A 19535-nucleotide genomic window follows, 5' to 3' on the forward strand; every position below is an offset into this window, starting at 1 on the left:
CGAGAAAAAGCCAATCACAGGATTGGCCTTTATTTGTTAACCTCGCTCGGTTTAACGCCCCAGAACTTCTGGAAACTCTTGGAGAAATAGTTCATATGACGGTAACCGACCTGCTCCGATGCATCGGATACCTTGACTCCTGTGCTCAATAACTCCTTGGCCCGCTCCATCCGAAGGCGCAGCACATAACTTGAGAACGATTCCCCAATCGTTTCTTTGAAAATTCGACTTAAGTACGAATAATTAATGTACATGCTTTCCGCTGCAAAATGTAAACTCAGCTCTTCCTTATGCAAATGCTCTTGAATAAATCGCATGACCTCATGTGCGGTCCGCTGTGAGCTGGACTGTCTTCGCTGTGCGATAGCCAAACTGATTCGGCCTGCCATCCGATTCAGCCATCCTGCAATCTGCTCCCGGGTAAGCAAAGAAGCGAACGACTCGAAGTCTTCATAGTCGCTTTTCAGCGTTCCTCGCAATGTCCAGCCTTGCGCGTGTACAATCCGTGCAAGTAAACAAGCCATCCGGAACAAGACCTCTCGTGCTTCCACCACGGGTATGCCACTGGCAAACCCCGTCTCCATAATACGACGGATGGTCTCTTCTCTCCGCTCCTCTTCGCTGCCCGCCTCGATCACCGCCTCAAACTCACGTTCGATCTCTTGCAGTTCGTCCCAAGAATCTTCCTCAGGTACATCGTCACGGTATGGAATCGCAACGCCGTTGCCAAGAATTAGCCTCTCTTGCAGTGCAAGACGGCACATCTTGTAAGCCCTGGGCAACGAAGCGCTCTCAGCCACTGGAGTACCTATTCCAGCACTTGCAGTCAACTTCAGTGTGTCCTTGACCGTCTCCAACAGCGCAAGAATCTGCCCGTTCGCTAGCCCTTTCATCGCGTCGTCCCCTTCGTCCGTAGAAGCAAAGAAGATAGCTGCTGTCAAGCTATCGTCATCCTGTACGACAACACAGTTCTCATTCTCCAGCATATCCCGAGCAATCGTAAACAGTGAGAACTGCACCAACTGACGGTCCTTCACCTCAAAGCGCTCATTTCCATCGGGGATTGGATCCATATCCAGAATAATGGGCAGCATCTTTCGATTTGCTAGGTCTATGGCAAGGTCATGACCTCGTCGATCGATTTCCCAGGCGGAGAACCGGCCGTTCAACCAATTTTTATAAAACAACTCCTTCAGATGGGGCAAATGTTCGTTCCACCGCATTTCGAGCAGCGTGGTATTATGCTTTTCGTTCAGCTCTTTTTCCCTTAACTGCTTCGCTTCCAGCACAGCCTCTATAATCTGCTCATTCTCTGCCGGCTTGATCAAATATTTGAATACGCCTTGCTCAATACTTTCCCGAGCATAATCAAAATCGTCGTGACCGGTCAGAATCAGCAGCTTCATATGCGGGTACTGCCGTTTGACAATCTTCGCCAGTTCCAATCCATCCATCTCTGGCATTCGAATATCCGTCAGTACGATATCAATATGATCATTCTGAAGGACAGACATCGCTTCTTTGCCCGTGGACACGGCAGCTGCCAGTTCAATCTGCACCTCGGCCCACTCGATGCCCTCTGCCAATCTCTCGCGAACGTAGCGCTCATCCTCCACAATCAACAACTTCATCACGCTTCATCCTTTCCAAGTGGAATCTTAATTATGACCTTCGTTCTCTCATTCACAACGCTGTGCACCTGCAAATCTGCCTGTTCACCGTAATACAGCTTGATTCGTGACTTGACATTCTTCAGTCCAAAATACAAATCCGGAGGGCTGCTCTTAGAAATCCGATACGTATGGCTTGTAATCGTACTCAGCTCGCTGTTCAGGTGATTCATCTTCTCTGGTGGAATTCCCAAACCGGTGTCTTCCACCTGTATGAACAGGAAACCGTCCTCCAAGTTCGAGCTAATTCTTAGTTCGCCCCCCGATGGATTGCGTTCTAACCCATGAATGATGGCATTTTCAACGACAGGCTGTAAGAGCAGCTTCAGGATTTGAATCGACTTGGTAGATTCCTCTAATGTGATCACAACTGTAAAATGATCTGAACGAATCTGCTGCACTCGGATATAGTACATCAGATGCTGAACCGTCTCCTCCAGCGTAAACGTCTCACGCCCCTTACCGAGACTGACCCGGAAGAATCGGGCAAGATTAATGACCATTTCACTAATCTCGTGAATTTTATTCTTATATGCAACGGAATAGATGGAATCTAACGTGTTATATAAAAAATGCGGATTAATCTGCGATTGCAGAAGGCTAAATTCCGATTTGGCGAGTCGGAGTTCCTTCACGTAATCCTCCTCTATGAGTAGCCGTTGTGCCTCTGCCATTCGGTTAAAGCCATTCATGACGGCACCGAATTTATCCTTGCGTCGGTGTACAATTTGTGTATTCAGGCTGCCGCCACTGAACTGCTTAAATGCTGCCAATAGTTTCGATAGCGGCTTAGAAATTTCCACATACACGAGCCACGCAATCCACACTGCCATGATGATACTGATAAAAATAATCAAATACGTAAACTGTTGTAACCTATGCGTCAGCTTGAACAATTCCGAGCGCGGCTGCTCCAGCTCAATTGACCAGAAGTTACTCTCTTCTTTAATTGACATCACATCTTTCTCACTGCCGTTCCCGTGTATAGCATTCGGATTCGTTTCTAACACGAAACCATTATTATAGGCCAATTTAATGTTCATATTGTCAGAAGTCTGGAGATGTTGAATAATTTTGCGAACGGAAATTTTGTCTACGGCAAGCACGAGCACGTTTGGCTCTTTGCTGTTGCTCTGCATATCGAGCAGCCGAGAATAATAAATCATATCGCTATTCAGATAGGCAGACGCGCCACCGACTTTCGCCGTCGGCACATGCACCACAAGCCCGCCATTCGAGTTCACGGTTTGCTTGAACCAGAACTCCTGTTTCACATCCGGCCATCTCAAACCACCCGTCATCGTGGATACACCATTCCCGCTTTCCCCATGAATGATAAACGCCTCTTTGATAGAGCCATTCACATTGGTAAGTGCGCTTAATTGCTGCTGTACCGTATGTAGTCCATACAGATGATCTGGACTGAGAGGGTTATCAATATTGTTCCAAATATCGACAATGGACGAATTCAGTGAGATAAGCAGCGTTTGTTGATCCATGTTTTTCGTCAGTTGATCTACATACTCGAGGGTCGTCAATAACGCACCTCGGGTGCGGTCATTAATCTGATCATCCAGAATGGACTGGGAATAATTATTGGCAAAAACACTGACGCTAACGAGCGGCAGCAAGATAAGCAGAAAGGTAAGCGTTAGCTTAAATTGAATGGAATGCAGCCGATTAAGCAGCTTCATCGCAGGCCACCTCTTTGGACTTCCCGCTGCACAGCTGAGGGCGGGTGGCCCATTATTTTTTTGAACACACGGTTGAAATGAGCCTGATCGCTATATCCCAAATACTCCGAAATCTCGCCGATTGTCATTCTTGTGTTAAGGATCAAGTCGCGCGAAGCATGCACACGAATGTGATGTAGATAGGTAATTGGTGTCATGCCCGTTACTTCCTTGAATGTTTGCGTCACATAATTGGGAGCACGGTCTACTAGTTGGGACAGCTCCTCAATGCGGATGCGATCCCGATAGTGGGCAGAGATATAGTCTTGCACTTCGCGCATCAATCGCAGCTTCGCATAGCCAAATCGTTCTTCCGATGTTTCTTGCACAAAATACCCGAACAGCTCGGTTGCAATCCCTGTGCAGATGATGTCGGCATGCTCTCGCTGGCCGAACCAATGCTGCGCAAGTGTGCTGAACCGTTGCTTGATATAGTCGAATTGCTGAGCCTTCACTTTTCGATACGGTTCAAGATTCGTGAACGCTTTCATTTCGTGTCCAGACTGCCCAGGGTGCAACTGAAAATGCGATGAATACTTCACATGAGGGCCGTCTGGGGAATTTGTTCCTGAGCGCATCGCACCTTGTCGAATATACAGAAAGTCACCTTTCTCCAAATACACCGGATCATTCTCCACAATATATGTCACTTTGCCATGCGTCACAAGAATCAACATGTCCGTTAAGGTCGCTGATTCCTCCTTCTGCCAATCTGCGTTCATATCATCAATAAATACAGAAACGAGCTGCATCATCGTACATATCCCTCCTTGCCTCTTACCTTAGAATTATACAAAAAACAGTTGTTTCCGCAATAGTTTTTTTTCAGCAATTCCCTTAAGATTGAACTAACAAAGCTTAAGGGGGCTGAACATTATGGCCATATATCCGGTCGCTTCCATTGAAGATATTCCATCCGGTTCATTTAAAATCGTACAAATCGAACAACGCTCCATCGGGGTCTACAACGTCAAAGGTGAGTATTATGCTGTTCATAATTATTGCCCGCATCAAGGGGCCGAGTTATGCAAAGGCGTCGTCTGCGGAACAACCCTCGAATCTCAAGTGTATGAATTCATCTATGGGCGCGATCAAGAAATTTTACGCTGCCCTTGGCATGGATGGGAATTCGATCTCAAGACGGGCAAGTCATTATTCAGCGATAAAGTGCGGACACGCACCTACCCTGTCGTCGTTGAAGATGGTCAAATTGGTATCATGATTGGTTAATAAGGAGGAGATATGAGATGAATCCCAACAAAGAGAAGTTGCCTGTTATCGACTGTGATGTACACAATCAGTTCCGTAGTAGTAAAGACTTGATCCCTTACCTTGATGAGCCATGGAGGAGCCATGCCGAGCGGTTCGGTTTACCCGGAGCTGGGCTTCCCTATTCGTCGCCAATTGGCAGCAAGCGCAAAGATGCGGATCCACCTAGCGGGCTACCGCTCGGATCCGATCCGCATTACATGCTCGAGCATCTGGTCGAACCGTTCAACCTTGATTACGCGCTGCTGTGCTCCGATTCAGTCATTGGCATCTCTGGTTATGCAGACAGCGATCATGTGGCAGCCGTATGCCGAGCCTACAACGATTATCTAATCGCCGAATGGCTGCCCGTTAGCCCGAAGTTCAAGGGCTACCTGTGCATCGGTACCCAAGATCCCTTAGAGGCAGCACGCGAGATAGACCGAGTCGGCCCGCATCCAGACATCGTCGCTGTCAGCGTGATCGGCGGTGCTCGGATGCCATACGGGCAGCGTTTCTTCCATCCGATTTACGAAGCATGTGAGCGCAACGGACTTCCATTAGTCATCCATCCGGGTGCCGAAGGTGCAGGTTCCTTTAACCCACCGACAGCGGTAGGCTATGTATCGAACTATTTGCAGTGGCACACTTGCTTACCGCAAACCTTCATGGCGCATCTGGTTAGCTTCGTGTGCGAAGGTGTTTTTGAGAAGTATCCCGGGTTTAAAGTGGTGTTCTGCGAAGGTGGCGTCACGTGGCTGCCTCCCCTATTATGGCGGCTGGACAAAAATTTCAAAGCTTTGCGTTCCTCCACGCCATGGCTGAAGCGTATGCCGAGCGAATATGTGCGCGACCACTGCTTCATGACGACTCAGCCGATCGAAGAACCGGATGACTTCAAGCATCTCGAAGCCATGTTCAATATGTTCGACGCTGAGAATATGCTGCTCTTCTCCAGCGACTACCCGCACTGGGATTTCGACGATCCGACGAAAATCCTGCAGCGCCTTCCGATTGAGAAGAAGAGGAAAATTTTCAGCGAAAATGCTCGGCAGTTATTTAAACTGAAGTAAATGTACAAAACTCCCCTACTCCTCTAATAATGAGGGGCAGGGGAGTTATTTGTTTCCAACTATCAGGCTTACAATGTATGGTTAAAATTGTAGAGTGCGTTCCCTTCGGCCAAATAGCGTTCCAACTGCAGCACTTCAATGCCAGCAAGCAAAACAATGCCGATACCATGCGTATCGTTAAGCAGCCATGACAGATCGTCCTTATAATAACCAACACTGTACGAGTAGCCTGAACCGCGGCACACACCATACACATTGCCGAACTTATCAATAGAAATACGGGCCATGCCGTTCCATCCCTTATGGATCGCTGCGATATACTTCTCTGTATCTCTGATCCAGCCATATCTTACACCGCGAGCATACGCATACAAAAACATCGAGGTGCATGAGGTTTCTTCATATGAAGCCGGCTCCGTCAGCACTTGGTGCCACAGGCCGTTCTCCCCTTGCAGACGCAAGTAGCCTTCGCTCAATTCATTGAAGAACTCCAGCAGTTCGCCCCGTCGCTCATGACTTTCCGGCAGCACAGCCAGCAATTCCGATAAGGAGAAAATGACCCAGCCATTGCCGCGGCCCCAAGCAATCTTCGTCGGCTTGTCGATACCGAAGTCATAGACGTGAGACATGATTTGCAGATCAGGGATGTACAATTTCTTCTTGAACTGGATGAACTGGTTGGCTGCATCTTCCAGATAACTCATTTCACCGGTCCGCTGGTAGCAGCGGCACATGTACGGCACGCTCATGTACAAGTCGTCGCACCACAACGTCGCATTCGGGAAATCAACATGCTTCGGCTTCCGGTACAGGGAACCGTCAGGGAGCCGATCCTGTTTGTTGCTCATATAATCCGCAATCACATCAGCAATCCGCTCAGCGCCTTGAAGCGGCTGATTTTGCAGCGCAAGCAGCATTGTTGCACCGAACGAGCCGCAGTCATCCAAGCTATCCAGCGTCGCCAATGTGTTCAACACACCCGAAGCGCCATATTGCGTTTTGTCCCAATTGGCATACGTATAGAGCCGCGTGCATGTTTCAATATGCTTATACACATACTGCAGCAAATCGTCACGACCAAGCAGCTTTCCGGTCTGAAGCATCCCATATAGCGTTACGCCAAGCGGATAGTTCCACTTGCCGAACAACGCATTCTCCGTGAACGGTCGTACCCACGTGTTCGGCTGATCCAGCCGCCAGAACGTTCCGCCCTCTTGCGTTTCCACCAAGGCAAGGAGCGAATCCTCAACATCAGGGATGGCTTCACCTGCAAGGAACGGGCCTAAATATAACCAAGCATCCTTAGCCCCATGTACAGGATATGGTTCCACAAGCTGGACGCCAACCGAAAGCGGATCCAGACGAAAGCCTGCGCCCCCGTTCGTTCCAAAGCATTGCATGACAAGATTATGCTCGCCGTACGCTAACTGCAGTTCAACACGGAAAGCGCCTGCTTGGCCGATTCGGGCTTGCAGTTCCCCATTCACATAAATCACAATGCTTCCTTCCGCATGACCGCTTAATTCAACCATCCGCAGTTCAGACGAGAATGAGCGCAGCTTCGTCCAAGCCATTGCATACTTGCCGCTAAGTTCTCCGAAGATGCGTGCAACAGAGGTCTTCGGCTGCTCGTCGTCGCTCCAGGCCAACTTCGGATACCAAGTGCGATCTGCTTCCGTACTTCCCTCTCCGGGGAGCTCGCTCCACACATGATCCTGCGGTGCAGAGTAGATCCAACCTTCGTGGCCGAATCGCTCGGGTGAAGGTGCCAGGAAATGCACCGGATTACTCTTATAGGAACCTGGTCCTAGAGAGCCGCCGCAGCCCGCTTCCGTTTTGGTAAACTGGAACACCAAGTGATTCCAGCCTTTATGCATCTGAATCGTAACGACCGTTCTTCGTCTCGGATTTAGTTCGTCTGCGATATTCGCTTTATAAACGGGCTGCCCGTTCGCATACAACATGAGCGGTCCGTAGCAGTGCAAAATGAAATTGAGCGGCATTTCCACATCACTCCAATATTGCGACCATGCATAGACGATCTGTCCGTTCTGAAGATCGGGGAACCGTTTTACGAAATTAAAATCATAACTGTAATCGTGGTTCTTCCTAATCCCGTTGGCACAAAAAGCCCGGTATGCCATCGGATGAGGCGGATTGTTTCCTACATATCTGTCAGCTACTGTAGCTAAAATTTCGCTTACACGGTCTCCGCATTTCGTAAAAATGCTTTCGTTGATGTCGATGTAACGCTCCGTCATGGTCGCTTCCTCTCCCGTTTCAATAAATAAAGAGGCGGAGTCTCCCCGCCCCTTGCTAAAATTCATTCACACAACAAGTTCTTATTTTGCAGCGCCGCTGCTACGTTTTTGATAAGCTTCCGTCATTTCTTGGCTCATTTTCGCCAAATCCGCATCTGCTTTAGCTTTGGTAACGAAATCATCCCAAGCCGTAATCGGCTCGCGTCCAAGAATAATCTTCGTTTTCAAATCTTGCACCTTTTTCTCAAATTCAGGCAACAGCTTTTGCGCCGTCGGCGAGTATAGACCGATACTGATATCGGCGACACTTGTTTTGGCACGCTCATCTTGAATTTTCATGAACAAATCGTTGGCTTCTTTCGGGAAATATACCTTCGTGGAGCTCGCATAAGGATCCGCGACATAGACGATTTGGTTAAAGTCAGGACCGTTATCTTTCGCCAATTGCTCGGTATTGATCACTTTTTGACCATCCTTGACCGTATGATCCACACCTTCGATACCGTATTGTTGAATCGCGAACACATCGTCGTTCATCCACGTATCTACCATTTTCAAGATGCGCTTCATTTTAGCTTCAGGTACGGATTTCGGAATAGAAACCATCCCTGAGAAACCAGGACCTTTCGGATTGTAGCCATTCATGTTGGTCAATGGATAGAAATCAGTCGGCTTCATATTCGGATCGATTTTTTTGAGCAGTTCATAGTGATCGTTCATCGTACCTGCTTTATCCATGATGATGCCTGCTTTACCTCCGTTAAACAAATCAGAGGCCTGGGAAAGCTTCAATGATGCGAAGTCTTCCGGAAGCAGCTTGTCTTTGTACATTTTAGTCAAATATTCAATGGACTTGCGAGTTTCCGGCAGCAACGCTGTATTTACAATTTTGCCGTCAACCAATTTCCACTTGTCGTTCTTCACGTTCGCTCCAGTAAAGCTGTTCTCGATTGTAGCCAGCGTGCCCATATCGGCTGGAGGCGTCATAAAGGCTGCGAGCGGAGTTGTATCGTTTTTACCGTTTTTATCCGGGTCTTTCTCCGCAAAGGCTTTCATAACGTCGTACAGTTCGTCAGTTGTTGTCGGCACCTTAAGTCCCAGATTGTCGAGCCAGTCCTTGCGAATAATGAAGAAAGAATCAGCTTCAGCCGGGCGCGGGCGCGGAATGCCGTAATTTTTGCCATCCTGCATTTTGGTCAAATCCCAAGCTGTTTTGGAAACTTTGGAATTCAAGTTCGGATAGTCCTTAATATAGGGTGTCAAATCCCAAAAAGCACCTTGGGTTACTGCGTTACGGAATACTGGGGTGAACGGATCGTTAATCGTAATTAAATCCGGAATATCGCCTGAAGCCAGCGTCACGTTCAGCTTATCTGTATAGTTGTTGCCAGACACCCATTGAATTTTCATCTTAGAGTTCGTGGCTTTCTCAATCTCCTGCTTAATCTTGTTATCATCTGCTGCCGGAGACGGCGTAAGCAAGATCGTCATGATGCTGACATCTAACGGTGCTTCTTTTCCGTCTGATGCGCCATTTCCTGTCGTGCTCTTATTTCCGCATGCTGCAACGAGACTAGAAATCGCCAACATAAGAACCATGGAACCTAGGACAACTTTTTTGCTTTTTCTTACTTTCATGAGTGATCCTCCCTTGTTATGAACTTCTGAACTTCTTCGTATCCATCGCTCCAACAGAGCACAAGGTAGACATTAGTACATTCCGCTTTGATCGACAATCGGACTTTTTTGTACGGCCATTTCAGCAGATTTAGGACTATCTTGCAACTTGCACATCGATGCACAAAGCCAGAAAACCCTTATTCCGTGCGGTTTAGCTCGCGAAATTGACTTGGTGTAATGCCTTCGTACTTTTTAAATAGCCGGTTAAAATAACTGTGCTGGTAGCCGATGGCATCGGAGACTTCATTGATTTTCATATCGGTTTCAATGAGCAGCGACTTGGCGTTACCTATTCGAATGTTCGTCAAGAAATCGATGAAATTAATGCCTGTGATCTGCTTGAATGCGCGGCTTAATGTATATGGACTGGTGCCAAATAAATCTGCGCACGATTCCAGCGACAGCTGCGTCATGTACTGCTCGCGCAAATGAACGATCACCTGTTCAATGATTTGTTTGAAGTGATAGTCCTGCCGGGAAATCATCTCCTGCACGAAAACGCCGATCACTTTGTGCTGGAACCACTTGAGCATTTCTTCCGGCTCTTTAATCTGCGCCAACTGCTCGAACAAGTTCACACTGCCGAACAACTGCACCGGATTCATCCCGGATTGCAGAGATGCGTATCGGATGCTCCCCAGAAGCTGAAGCATGCCTTGCTGAAGCATGAATTCCGTAGAACCATTGGCAGCCAACTCCTTCATGAACTGAGCAATAAGGTCGATGGCACCTGATTCCTGGCCGTTGCGGATCGCATTAATAATTTCTTTATCCAAGGTGAAGGGATAGCCTGTTTCCTTATAAACGTTTAACTTGGAAAGCTGTTCCGTCTTAATAATCTGATTCTCATCGAGCAGATCCCGATAGACCAACGCTTGCTTCACTTCCTCGAACACATTTGGAATTTGTTTCACGTTGTGGACCCATTTACTGATCGATATGGTAACCTGCATTTTTAGAATCCCATTAATGGCTCGAATGATCTCTTGGCACACCTGCTCCAAATCGTCCTCGAGCCAAGTCGTCGGATGGGATAACGGAAAGGACAGCAGGATCCCAATTGAAAAGTTATGGAAATTAATAATCTCCGCTTGCTCATATTGGCTCCTAATCAACTCATCGATAATGTTCGACGCTGCGAAAGTTACGAGGTTCTCATCCCCTTGAGAGAACCTTCCCTCGAGGTTTGCGAAACCCGTCAATTGAAACACCAACGCAACAAATTGACGACCCTCCGTTTCCCAACCATATCGCTTCATCCGTTCCTTCATGTCGTTCTCTTGCAGGGAAATCAAGTAACCCTGTGCCAGTTGCAAGAAGAAGCCTTCACGCAAAAGCGGCATTTGCTCCTCAAGCTTATGACGCATCGTTTCGCTCTCCCTGGACATATGCTGCCAATGTTTCTCAATCATGGCGAATTCGTCTTTCACCTCTTCGTTCTTTTCACCAGACAACAGCGTCATTAGACGCTGCACGGGATGATAGATACGGCGGGATACGAACCACGAAAGCAGCAGTGCAAAAAGCAAACCTGAGACGCTAATCACCAAGATCCATTTGGAAATGGCAATGACCGGCGCGGTAATGGACGATAGCGGCGCAGCAGAGATATAAACCCATTTTTGACCCAACCGATTAAAATGACCGTAAGAAACCGAGTACGAAACCTTGTTGTAGTCAAATAAAAACGATTCTGGTTTCGCATCTTTTACAGCCGCTTCGCCAAGCTCCATTTGATGCTTCGCGTAAGCCTCTTTGAGAGCGAGATCCAATTCCGATCCTCCGGCTCCACTACTTGATAAATTCCATTCTTCTTTCTCATTGAACAGCATTGTGACCCCCTCATCATAGGGAGTCAACGTTTTCAGCACCTTCAGCAGATTATCCTGATTCAATGTGGCAACAAGAGCACCGAAGGGTTCGGTGCTGTCGCCGGGGATTTTATCTATAATGGCAAGTCCCTGTTTGCCTGTTCCTTGCGGCTTCCGTAACATCCAGAACATCGACTTATCATGCCGGAGTAAGGTCTCATAATTTTCGATGTCGGACTGATTGCTGAGAAATGTGTAGCGTTCCGTTGAGAACACAAGCGGACGCGGCTTGTCCAGAAACAACTCCACCTTTTGCAGAAAAGGATGTGCGCTCTCCAGCGACAAGAGGGTCCGGTACATATCCTGAACCGTGTCGTAATTATAAGCAAAATTAATCGTTTTCAGCTTCTCATCGAACTTGGAATCGAACGCCCAGTGCGATACGGTCATTTCCAGAAATGCAAGCTGATCATCAATATTGGCCGCCCGATTAGAAATTTGATTCTGGTGGAGCCCTTGTAGTTCTTTTTCCACGTTATTCGTTGCGATCCAATAAATGCTCAGACCGATAATCAACCCGGGAATACTTGCCATAATAAGTATCATGACAAGGCTCTTCCGGAAAAACCGCTTGTTATATTTATATTTCTGAATATAGCCTAGTACATTATTGAAGATTCCAGCCAAGATGTTCACCTTCCAATCACTAATATTCTACACGCTTCGACATCTTGGACTGGAATCCCTCCCCTCAGACTGCTACCCCTTGACCGAGCCTACCATAGCTCCTTTGGCAAAATGCTTCTGCAAGAAAGGATAAACCAGCAAAATCGGAACCGTCGCGACGATCACTGCTGCCATTTTTAACGTTTCAGATGGAGGCGGAACACTAGAAACATCCATCCGAAGGTCCGCATTATTGGCATTGAGCAAAATGTTTTGCAGCATAACCTGAAGTGGCCATTTGCTTGCATCGTTAATATAAATCAGTGCATTAAAGAACTGGTTCCAGTACGCGACTGCGTAAAACAATCCGAATGCCGCCAACGAAGGAAGCGACAGCGGCAAAATGATCCGGAAAAAGGTCGACAGATCGTTGCATCCGTCCATCGAAGCGGACTCCTCCAGCTCAGCGGGGATGCTGTCAAAAAAACCTTTCATCAAAATCACATTCCAGCCACTGGCAAGTGCTGGTAAAATCAACGACCATAAGCTGTCAATCAGGTGCAGCTCACGAACCAACATGTAGTTCGGGATCATACCGGGATTAAACAAAATGGTGATGAGAATCGCAAGCAGAGCGAATCGTCTTCCGCGAAGCCTTTTTCTAGACAATGTATACGCTAGTGAAGCGGTAACAACCAAGCTCAGTGCCGTACCGACAAGGGTTACGTAGACGCTCACACCGATCGATCTCGGGAAAGCGCCCGTCGCCATTAGAAATTTATACGATTCCAGCGACCACGTCTTCGGGAAGAGCACGAAGCTTTCTTTCAGATATTCCGTCGGGTCGGTAAAAGAAACGACAAACACATAATACAATGGAAAAAAAGTGATGATACCGACCAGCCCCAGCACAGCAATATTTGCTATGTTAAACAATCGGTTGCTCAGGCCTACTTTCATATAATTCCCTCCTAAGGACATTGCTATAGCTACGTCTTGTCGATAAGAAGTAACGTTTAATATACGCCTTCTTCGCCCATCTTTTTAGAAATCCAATTCGCTATGACAACCAATACTAAGCCGACTATCGATTTAAACAAACCGGCAGCGGTACTGTAGCTAAACTCACCTTGCTGAATCCCAACCCGGTAAACATACGTATCGAACACTTCAGCCACTTGCGAAACAGCGCCATTGTACATCAGAAATACTTGTTCAAACCCTACATCTAACATATGTCCAAGCCGCAATATGAGCAGCGTGATGATGACCGTACGAATCGCTGGGAGCGTAATGTGCCACATTTGGCGAAAACGTCCCGCCCCATCAATTTTGGCTGCTTCATAAACCCCTGGATCAATGCTGGCCATCGCCGCCAGGAACAGAATCGTCCCCCACCCACATTCTTTCCAGATGGATTGAACAGTAAGCATGGCCCAAAACGTATTGGGATTCGTTAAAAAGTCCATTCTAGCAAAGCCTAACCCTTCCAGCACTTTGTTGACCAAACCTTCTCCCTTGGCAAACAACAGGAATGTTAAGCCAGAGATAATGACCCACGACAAGAAATGCGGCATATACACGATCGATTGAATCACCCTTTGATATAACACGCTTCGCAGCTCATTCAAGAGAAGCGAGAGTACGATCGGCAGTGGGAAAAAGAGGACGAGATTCATCAGATTAATCGCCATCGTATTGCGGAAGAGCAGCATAAAGTCTGGATTGGTGAAAAACCGTTGGAAGTGCTCGAATCCCACCCATTCGCTGCCGGTAATGCCGGCAAACGGAGAAAAGTTCTGAAATGAAATCACGACGCCCCACATCGGGACAAATTTGAAAATCAGAAAAAACAACACACCTGGCAACGCCAGTACATATAAATATTTGTCACGCCTTAAATCCCGTAAAAGACCTCCCTTGCGAACAGTTCGGGATTTCGCAGAATTGCCGGATGCTGCAGATTCTGGTTGTACCATTGCCATCCTCTCATTCCCCTTTCCAGTTATGTTATCGAATGTTATCAACTTAGACTAGTTTCGTACCGTTTACAATCAGACAATATTGTTTGGGTACAGGGCAATTTTGTCGCAACTGGAATGGGGATTGCGACTATTTTGCCGATTGAGACAATATTGTACGGTGGCCTAAGAATGGCGTCATGACGTGAAAAATCGCGTGCAAGGAGGGACTTACTGCTGGAGACTGCCACTCTTTAACGCTGAGCTCCCGTCCAAATGAAAAGGGGCAATCCCCCTCGTCATCGACGCTTGGGACAGCCCCTTCTTTCATTGAAGACGTTCAAAAAAAACAAGATTATTCCAACGCCGCAAGCCCATGCCGGTCATAAAAGACCGGGCCGCGGGACCAGACGCAGGCCAAATGCATAAGCAGTTCACCAGTCATCCGTTCACGGATCGCCGCATACTTCTCATCGACATACACATTGTGCCATTCATTCGGATCCGCAGCCAGATCGTAAAGCTCCCCTTGGAATTCGCCGATTCGGCCAATCGCCCCTCCAAGCGTGCCTTGCATATACATGATCAGCTTGTAGTCCTGCTTTCTCCACATCAAAGCGGGAGCCGAATGATGCGGCTCAGTCCCTTTGCCATGAAACTCGCAGAAAGTCGCAAGACGCTTGGTCTCGCCCAGTAAATCGAGTCCGGGCAACTGCGGATTACGTGGCAAGCCCGCCACCTTCGACAAGGTTGGTACGAGATCCACCAGCTCGGCCGGACGATCATCCTCCGTGCCGTGCGACACTTGCGGCAAATAACTGCCAGCCAAGATCATCGGCACACGGACACTGCTCTCGTACAAACAGTATTTACTGAAGCGGTGCTGCCGTTCGCCCATCATCTCGCCATGGTCAGAGACGAAGACGATCAGGGCATTGTCGAGCCTGCCTTGCCGCTCCAGCTTCTCAAGCGCCTTGCCTAAGTAATCGTCAAGCCAAGAGCAATTCGCCCAATAACGAAGCGTCGTCCGTTTGCGTTCCTCCTCTGTCATCGCTTCCCAGACATGCCGCTTCTCCCAATAGTTGATCTGACTGCTCTCATTAACAGCGTCCGTCGCGGCTAGATGTGTATCTTGCTCAAGCTCCCATGGCGGCTGCGGGATATCCGGGATCTCGTTTATATCGTAGAGATCCTCGAATTCCTTCGGCACATTGAAGCCGGCATGCGGCTTTAAAAAGGAAAGATATAGAAACAGCGGACGCGACTCATCCAGCCCCTCGTCGATGAAATTCAAACATTGCTCCGCCACCCAGCCGTCACGGTGCCAAGGCGTCGGCACTTGACTCGTGCAGCCGATGTAGCCTTTCGAATTTTCTTCGCCTCCGCCGTAGTCTTTCGTTTCTTCATAATAAGCAGCGAGTCCCTCCGGCTCGGCATCCCCCATCATGACGGCGCCGTCTTCGTAATGTCCACTGTCACGGGACAGCCCGACAGCCCGCACCTCGAAGCCCCGCGTGGACGGGACCTCAGTTTTTACGCCGTGATTCCAATGCGTTTTCCCGAAGCCTGCAGTTTGATAACCCGCTTGCCGCATCAATTCCGGGAGCGGATTGCTTGGCAGCTTATCCTCATCATATAATCCGCCATGATTGGTTCTCACCCCGAGCTGCGATGGATAGTAGCCAAACATCATGGAAGTGCGACTCGGCACGCACATTGGCGCCTGGCATACGGCCTGACTATACGTGATGCCCTGTGCAGTCAACTTGTCGATATTCGGTGTATGGATATGTGAGTTGTATGTACCAATACAATCCCAACGTTGCTGATCCGTCATGAAAAAAATAATGTTAGGTGTAGACGCTGCATGTTCTGTGTTGTGTGGCATGTATGTCTCACTCCCCTTCCCGGTTCTGGTAGGATTGCACGCGCTCAACAGTGTACACCGGCTTCAGTTCGTGCTTCGCATAATCGAAATACTTTCCTTCCAGCAAACCGATTAACGTATTGGTCACGCGCACTTCAATACGATTCATACCTTCCGTCAACATGGATGTCTGGCCACGGAAGTGGTAGGGCATCCATGTGCGGGCTCCAAGGGAAGCACCATTCACCAGTACTTCCGCCACGTCGTGGAATTCACTGTCCAGTCCTTCGAACACAAGCTCAAATCTGTCCTCCGCCGGCAATTGCTCAAACTTCAGCTCACGGCTAAAGCTCATCGTTCCGGCAAAAAATGGATAACCTGCATATGGACTTGCAGCGAGTGGCTGCTGCTGGCCAACCGGACGCTTCAAAACAGGACGCTGCTCCGCGTCAAAACCAGTTTGGAAGCTCCCTGTTACATACAGCGCATCGATCAGTCCGTTCCAATCCTGTTCAATCGTAACTTCTACCTCAATTTCATTGACTCCAGGCTTCAAATAAGTGGTAATCTCGCAGCCCACGTTCATAAAGTCATACACATTGTGTCGCGTAAAATCCGATTTATGGAGACGATGACCATTTATCAAAATCGATCCCTCACCAGAGATCGCACCTTGATCCATCACGAGGTGAACCCGATCGAGCGGCTTCTCTATAACAAAGGTTGCCGTATAGTTCGCCTGCAGTGGATATGCTAGCTGGATGCGCATCGGCGTCCCAAACAACTGGCTCATGTTCACTGGCAACTTCGTCGAAGCAGCAAGGTCGGCACACTGATCAATGAATGTTTTCACTTGTACCTGTGGAAGTGCGTCCTGTGCACCTGCTTCCGAGCTGTTCACACCTTGCACGGATAGGTGGAAGGTATCCAAGCGTACCGCATTATCTTCATCGGTCTGCATCGTCCATAAGGTTGAGTCGGACGCATCGATTTGGAAAGTCCATGGTTTGTTTGGCACGGCAACCACAGTATGGCTGCGCGTGATGCGGAACAGTCTGGATTCATACGCTCCGAGCAGAACCGGCAATATCCAGCCGTTGACGAAGAGCTCAGCCCCAACAGCTGCCTCGTCACCGTGATCTAAGGATAGCTCAGTAAACTGAGCGGCCTTCACGTCATTTCCCTCCCAAAGAGCGGTGGAAATTTGTAAAGACAAATCACGTTCCGCCTCTTCCTGATTGCTTAGGAAAACAAGGAAGCTATCCGCGTCAATCCGGCGCGTTTGCATAAGAATACTGCGCCCGCCGTATGCCGGGTTCAGTTTCACAGCCAGCGGCTGCAGCTCTTCTAGGAGCGCTGTCATGCTGCCCAGCGTCGCAGCCTCGTCAGCCGACGTCGCGAACGGCAAGTGATAGGCACTCCCTGTGCCTTTGGACCACGACAAGGACGATTCAGCGCCTTCGTTCCAGAAATGCTCGGCGACAGGCTGTGGCAAACCGAAGGTGCTCGCTGACGTCGCCAAGTCCCAGCTGTTCTCTTCAATCGCGTGGTACGGTAATTGCCCCATGCTGATCACCGTTCCGCCCTGCGCAAGGAACGCATCCAGCTTTGCCCACGCGCCGCTCTCTAGATTGGTTATTGGCGGTACAATCACGATTGAATAGCTGGCATTACCAAGTAGAATCTGACCGTTCTCTACCACGGCTTCCGCTAGCAGTTCCGTATCCAAATGGTCGTAATCGCGGCCACTGTAGGTCAGCTCGTTGCAAATGCGTGTCCACCACGCTTTCAAGTCGCCAAGTTTGCGCTTCTCTTCAGCGTTGTTGCCACCGTAATCAAAATGATGGAAGGGATTGCCCATTTGTGCCCAAAGCGAGGTTGTCGGTTGAAGTACCGCTGTTCGAATGTCGGCTTCACCACAGCTCATGACGTAGCTGATCCGTCCAACATAATCGCCGAGTTGTCTAAAATGCGGCCAATACGGATTTTGTAGGAACTGTGACGGCGGCGCGTCATGCTTCATTAATGCATCGAGCGTATAGAAAAAAGCATGGAAGTTAAAGAAATTCGTGCCTTGCGCAGCCATACGATCGATCATCCACTTGGCATCCTGAAGCGTCATCGACCATCCCACACTATGGAAGCACTCAATCAAGTTACGCTCACGACCGAATTGACGGGCAATGGAGCTGACCATTTTGGCACTCGACCGAAAGCTTTCCGCTTGGTTATTCAAAATCCAATCCAGCGAACGTCCGAGCTTCTCATGTGCGGTATCGCCTCCAGGCACATGGCTGTATCGCTGTGTCGTATGCCGCACGGAAGGCACCTCGGTCACGTACTGCAAACCATACCGTTCGCACCAATCGTGCACCTGTTTATGGTAAGTGCTGAGCAGCAGCTCATGAATGGCTTGATAGTAATCATAACGAATACGAGCCGACTGCTCCCCTTCTTCATACAGCAGCGCATGAAGGTGCTCCCGCAAATCGTAACCGTTGCGTTTCTGGAAAAAATGCGGCAGCCTCGGAGACCAGGGCAGCTTGCCCAACAGCCCGATCTCGTCGGTAAACATACCTTTAATCGTACCGCCGAAGTATTCGCCCAGGTGCTGTGCATACTTATCGTGGGTCAATCGAATAAACGTCGCCATTGCTTCATGATTGCATGGATCGACGAACGTTCCGTAGTATTTGAAATCTTCGATTTCCTTCTCCTGCATAATTAGCACTTCCCAATCGCCTGGGGGTGCCGTCCATTCCATTTTCTGAACGGTGCGGTACGTAAAGAATCGCTTTTGGTTGTAGGCCGTTAAGCCTGCTTTCTGAAAAATCGGCTCCGCCTGGAAGTTCCCGATCGACGAACGAACGTCTATCGCCTCATTCCACAGCTTAGCGCCTTCCGGACTGAGAGGAATCGCTTTGGCATATAAAATGCGCGCCCACGGCAGCTCCATGGACAAGTGCTCTCCACCTTGCACCTCCTCTGCTCGATGCTCGAGTGTATAGTGCTTCGCCTCCGGGTGTTCCAGCGTCACTTCACCGCCCGCGATCCCGCTCGGATAAGGATACTCGTCATAGAGCCACACCTGCAAGTTGCGGCGCTCGGCCGCTTCAACCGCTACGCGTACTTTTTGAAACCAGGCATCGGATAAGTAAGGTACCTCAAGACCCTGTCTCGCACAGATGAAAAATCCCCCCAACCCCTTGTCCGCCATCTCATCGATCTGATAACGAATCTGTTCATCGTCCATATCGCCATTCCAAAACCAGAACGGATGAATCCGGTAAGTTGCTTCGGGCTGTGCAAAAGACTGCATCGTAAACTGGGCCATATAAGCTCATCTCCTTGATAAGTGAATAACTACTTCCTTCTATATAAGCACTATAAAGGAAGTCACTTTGCCCTAACAATCGGACTATTTTGAAACGGTGTTCCTCCACCTGCAACTATCTTGTCGAGTTTGCACATCCTTGCAAAATTTCTACATAATTTGTTAAAGTTGAAAAATTCGTTAATACACCTATTGCGCATAAGATAAGAGCCCTTGAAGTTTTAGTCGAAC

12 protein-coding genes are annotated in these 19535 nt (G+C 48.7%); 2 read left to right on the forward strand and 10 right to left on the reverse strand.

Annotated features, from left to right (window positions below; translation table 11 throughout):
- Positions 1 to 29: 29 nt before the first annotated feature.
- The 3 genes from A8708_RS06975 to A8708_RS06985 are packed head-to-tail and all read right to left on the reverse strand — an operon-like array spanning position 30 to position 4158.
- A complete protein-coding gene (locus tag A8708_RS06975) occupies positions 30 to 1631 on the reverse strand; it encodes a response regulator (RefSeq protein WP_068662775.1) in 1602 nt (533 codons plus the stop codon).
- A complete protein-coding gene (locus A8708_RS06980; RefSeq protein ID WP_068662776.1) occupies positions 1631 to 3364 on the reverse strand; it encodes a sensor histidine kinase in 1734 nt (577 codons plus the stop codon). The genes A8708_RS06975 and A8708_RS06980 overlap by 1 nt, the downstream gene beginning before the upstream one ends.
- Complete coding sequence (locus A8708_RS06985) at positions 3361 to 4158, reverse strand: helix-turn-helix domain-containing protein (RefSeq protein ID WP_068662777.1); 798 nt, start codon at positions 4156 to 4158, stop codon at positions 3361 to 3363. The genes A8708_RS06980 and A8708_RS06985 overlap by 4 nt, the downstream gene beginning before the upstream one ends.
- Positions 4159 to 4279: 121 nt before the next feature.
- On the opposite strand from A8708_RS06985, the gene A8708_RS06990 reads away from it, so the two are divergent.
- Together A8708_RS06990 and A8708_RS06995 are read left to right on the forward strand one after the other, a co-directional pair.
- Positions 4280 to 4633: a Rieske (2Fe-2S) protein gene (locus A8708_RS06990; RefSeq protein WP_068662778.1), complete on the forward strand. Its 354-nt coding sequence runs from the start codon at positions 4280 to 4282 to the stop codon at positions 4631 to 4633.
- A 17-nt stretch (positions 4634 to 4650) separates the two neighbouring features.
- The gene (locus A8708_RS06995; RefSeq protein WP_068662779.1) at positions 4651 to 5724 is read left to right on the forward strand and encodes an amidohydrolase family protein; all 1074 of its coding nucleotides are present in this window, start codon (positions 4651 to 4653) and stop codon (positions 5722 to 5724) included.
- Positions 5725 to 5792: 68 nt separating this feature from the next.
- Here A8708_RS06995 and A8708_RS07000 read toward each other — a convergent pair whose 3' ends face one another.
- From A8708_RS07000 to A8708_RS07030, 7 genes are all read right to left on the reverse strand, one after another.
- Positions 5793 to 8051 carry a glycoside hydrolase family 88/105 protein gene (locus tag A8708_RS07000; protein WP_239696576.1) on the reverse strand — a complete coding sequence of 753 codons (2259 nt, stop codon included), beginning with the start codon at positions 8049 to 8051 and terminating at the stop codon, positions 5793 to 5795.
- 15 nt (positions 8052 to 8066) lie between these two features.
- Positions 8067 to 9623: a type 2 periplasmic-binding domain-containing protein gene (locus A8708_RS07005; protein WP_068662781.1), complete on the reverse strand. Its 1557-nt coding sequence runs from the start codon at positions 9621 to 9623 to the stop codon at positions 8067 to 8069.
- 179 nt (positions 9624 to 9802) lie between these two features.
- Positions 9803 to 12163 carry a helix-turn-helix domain-containing protein gene (locus tag A8708_RS07010; protein ID WP_082927310.1) on the reverse strand — a complete coding sequence of 787 codons (2361 nt, stop codon included), beginning with the start codon at positions 12161 to 12163 and terminating at the stop codon, positions 9803 to 9805.
- Between the two features lie 72 nt (positions 12164 to 12235).
- Entirely contained in the window at positions 12236 to 13102 is an 867-nt protein-coding gene (locus A8708_RS07015) for a carbohydrate ABC transporter permease (protein ID WP_056623712.1), read from the reverse strand.
- A gap of 56 nt (positions 13103 to 13158) precedes the next feature.
- Entirely contained in the window at positions 13159 to 14127 is a 969-nt protein-coding gene (locus A8708_RS07020; RefSeq protein WP_068662782.1) for an ABC transporter permease, read from the reverse strand.
- Positions 14128 to 14458: 331 nt separating this feature from the next.
- Complete coding sequence (locus A8708_RS07025) at positions 14459 to 15991, reverse strand: sulfatase family protein (RefSeq protein WP_068662783.1); 1533 nt, start codon at positions 15989 to 15991, stop codon at positions 14459 to 14461.
- A 7-nt stretch (positions 15992 to 15998) separates the two neighbouring features.
- Entirely contained in the window at positions 15999 to 19304 is a 3306-nt protein-coding gene (locus tag A8708_RS07030; RefSeq protein WP_068662784.1) for a glycosyl hydrolase, read from the reverse strand.
- Positions 19305 to 19535: the final 231 nt, after the last annotated feature.

The sequence above is a fragment of the Paenibacillus oryzisoli genome, from assembly GCF_001653565.1.
In the GTDB taxonomy this organism is placed as follows: Bacteria; Bacillota; Bacilli; order Paenibacillales; family NBRC-103111; genus Paenibacillus_E; species Paenibacillus_E oryzisoli.

Coding starts and splice junctions, on each gene's coding strand:
- A8708_RS06990 (WP_068662778.1), top strand. CDS start 4,280: ATGGCCATATATCCGGTCGCTTCCATTGAAGATATTCCATCCGGTTCA.
- A8708_RS07030 (WP_068662784.1), bottom strand. CDS start 19,304: ATGGCCCAGTTTACGATGCAGTCTTTTGCACAGCCCGAAGCAACTTAC.
- A8708_RS06995 (WP_068662779.1), top strand. CDS start 4,651: ATGAATCCCAACAAAGAGAAGTTGCCTGTTATCGACTGTGATGTACAC.
- A8708_RS07005 (WP_068662781.1), bottom strand. CDS start 9,623: ATGAAAGTAAGAAAAAGCAAAAAAGTTGTCCTAGGTTCCATGGTTCTT.
- A8708_RS07025 (WP_068662783.1), bottom strand. CDS start 15,991: ATGCCACACAACACAGAACATGCAGCGTCTACACCTAACATTATTTTT.
- A8708_RS07015 (WP_056623712.1), bottom strand. CDS start 13,102: ATGAAAGTAGGCCTGAGCAACCGATTGTTTAACATAGCAAATATTGCT.
- A8708_RS07020 (WP_068662782.1), bottom strand. CDS start 14,127: ATGGCAATGGTACAACCAGAATCTGCAGCATCCGGCAATTCTGCGAAA.
- A8708_RS06980 (WP_068662776.1), bottom strand. CDS start 3,364: ATGAAGCTGCTTAATCGGCTGCATTCCATTCAATTTAAGCTAACGCTT.
- A8708_RS06985 (WP_068662777.1), bottom strand. CDS start 4,158: ATGATGCAGCTCGTTTCTGTATTTATTGATGATATGAACGCAGATTGG.
- A8708_RS07000 (WP_239696576.1), bottom strand. CDS start 8,051: ATGAATTTTAGCAAGGGGCGGGGAGACTCCGCCTCTTTATTTATTGAA.
- A8708_RS06975 (WP_068662775.1), bottom strand. CDS start 1,631: ATGAAGTTGTTGATTGTGGAGGATGAGCGCTACGTTCGCGAGAGATTG.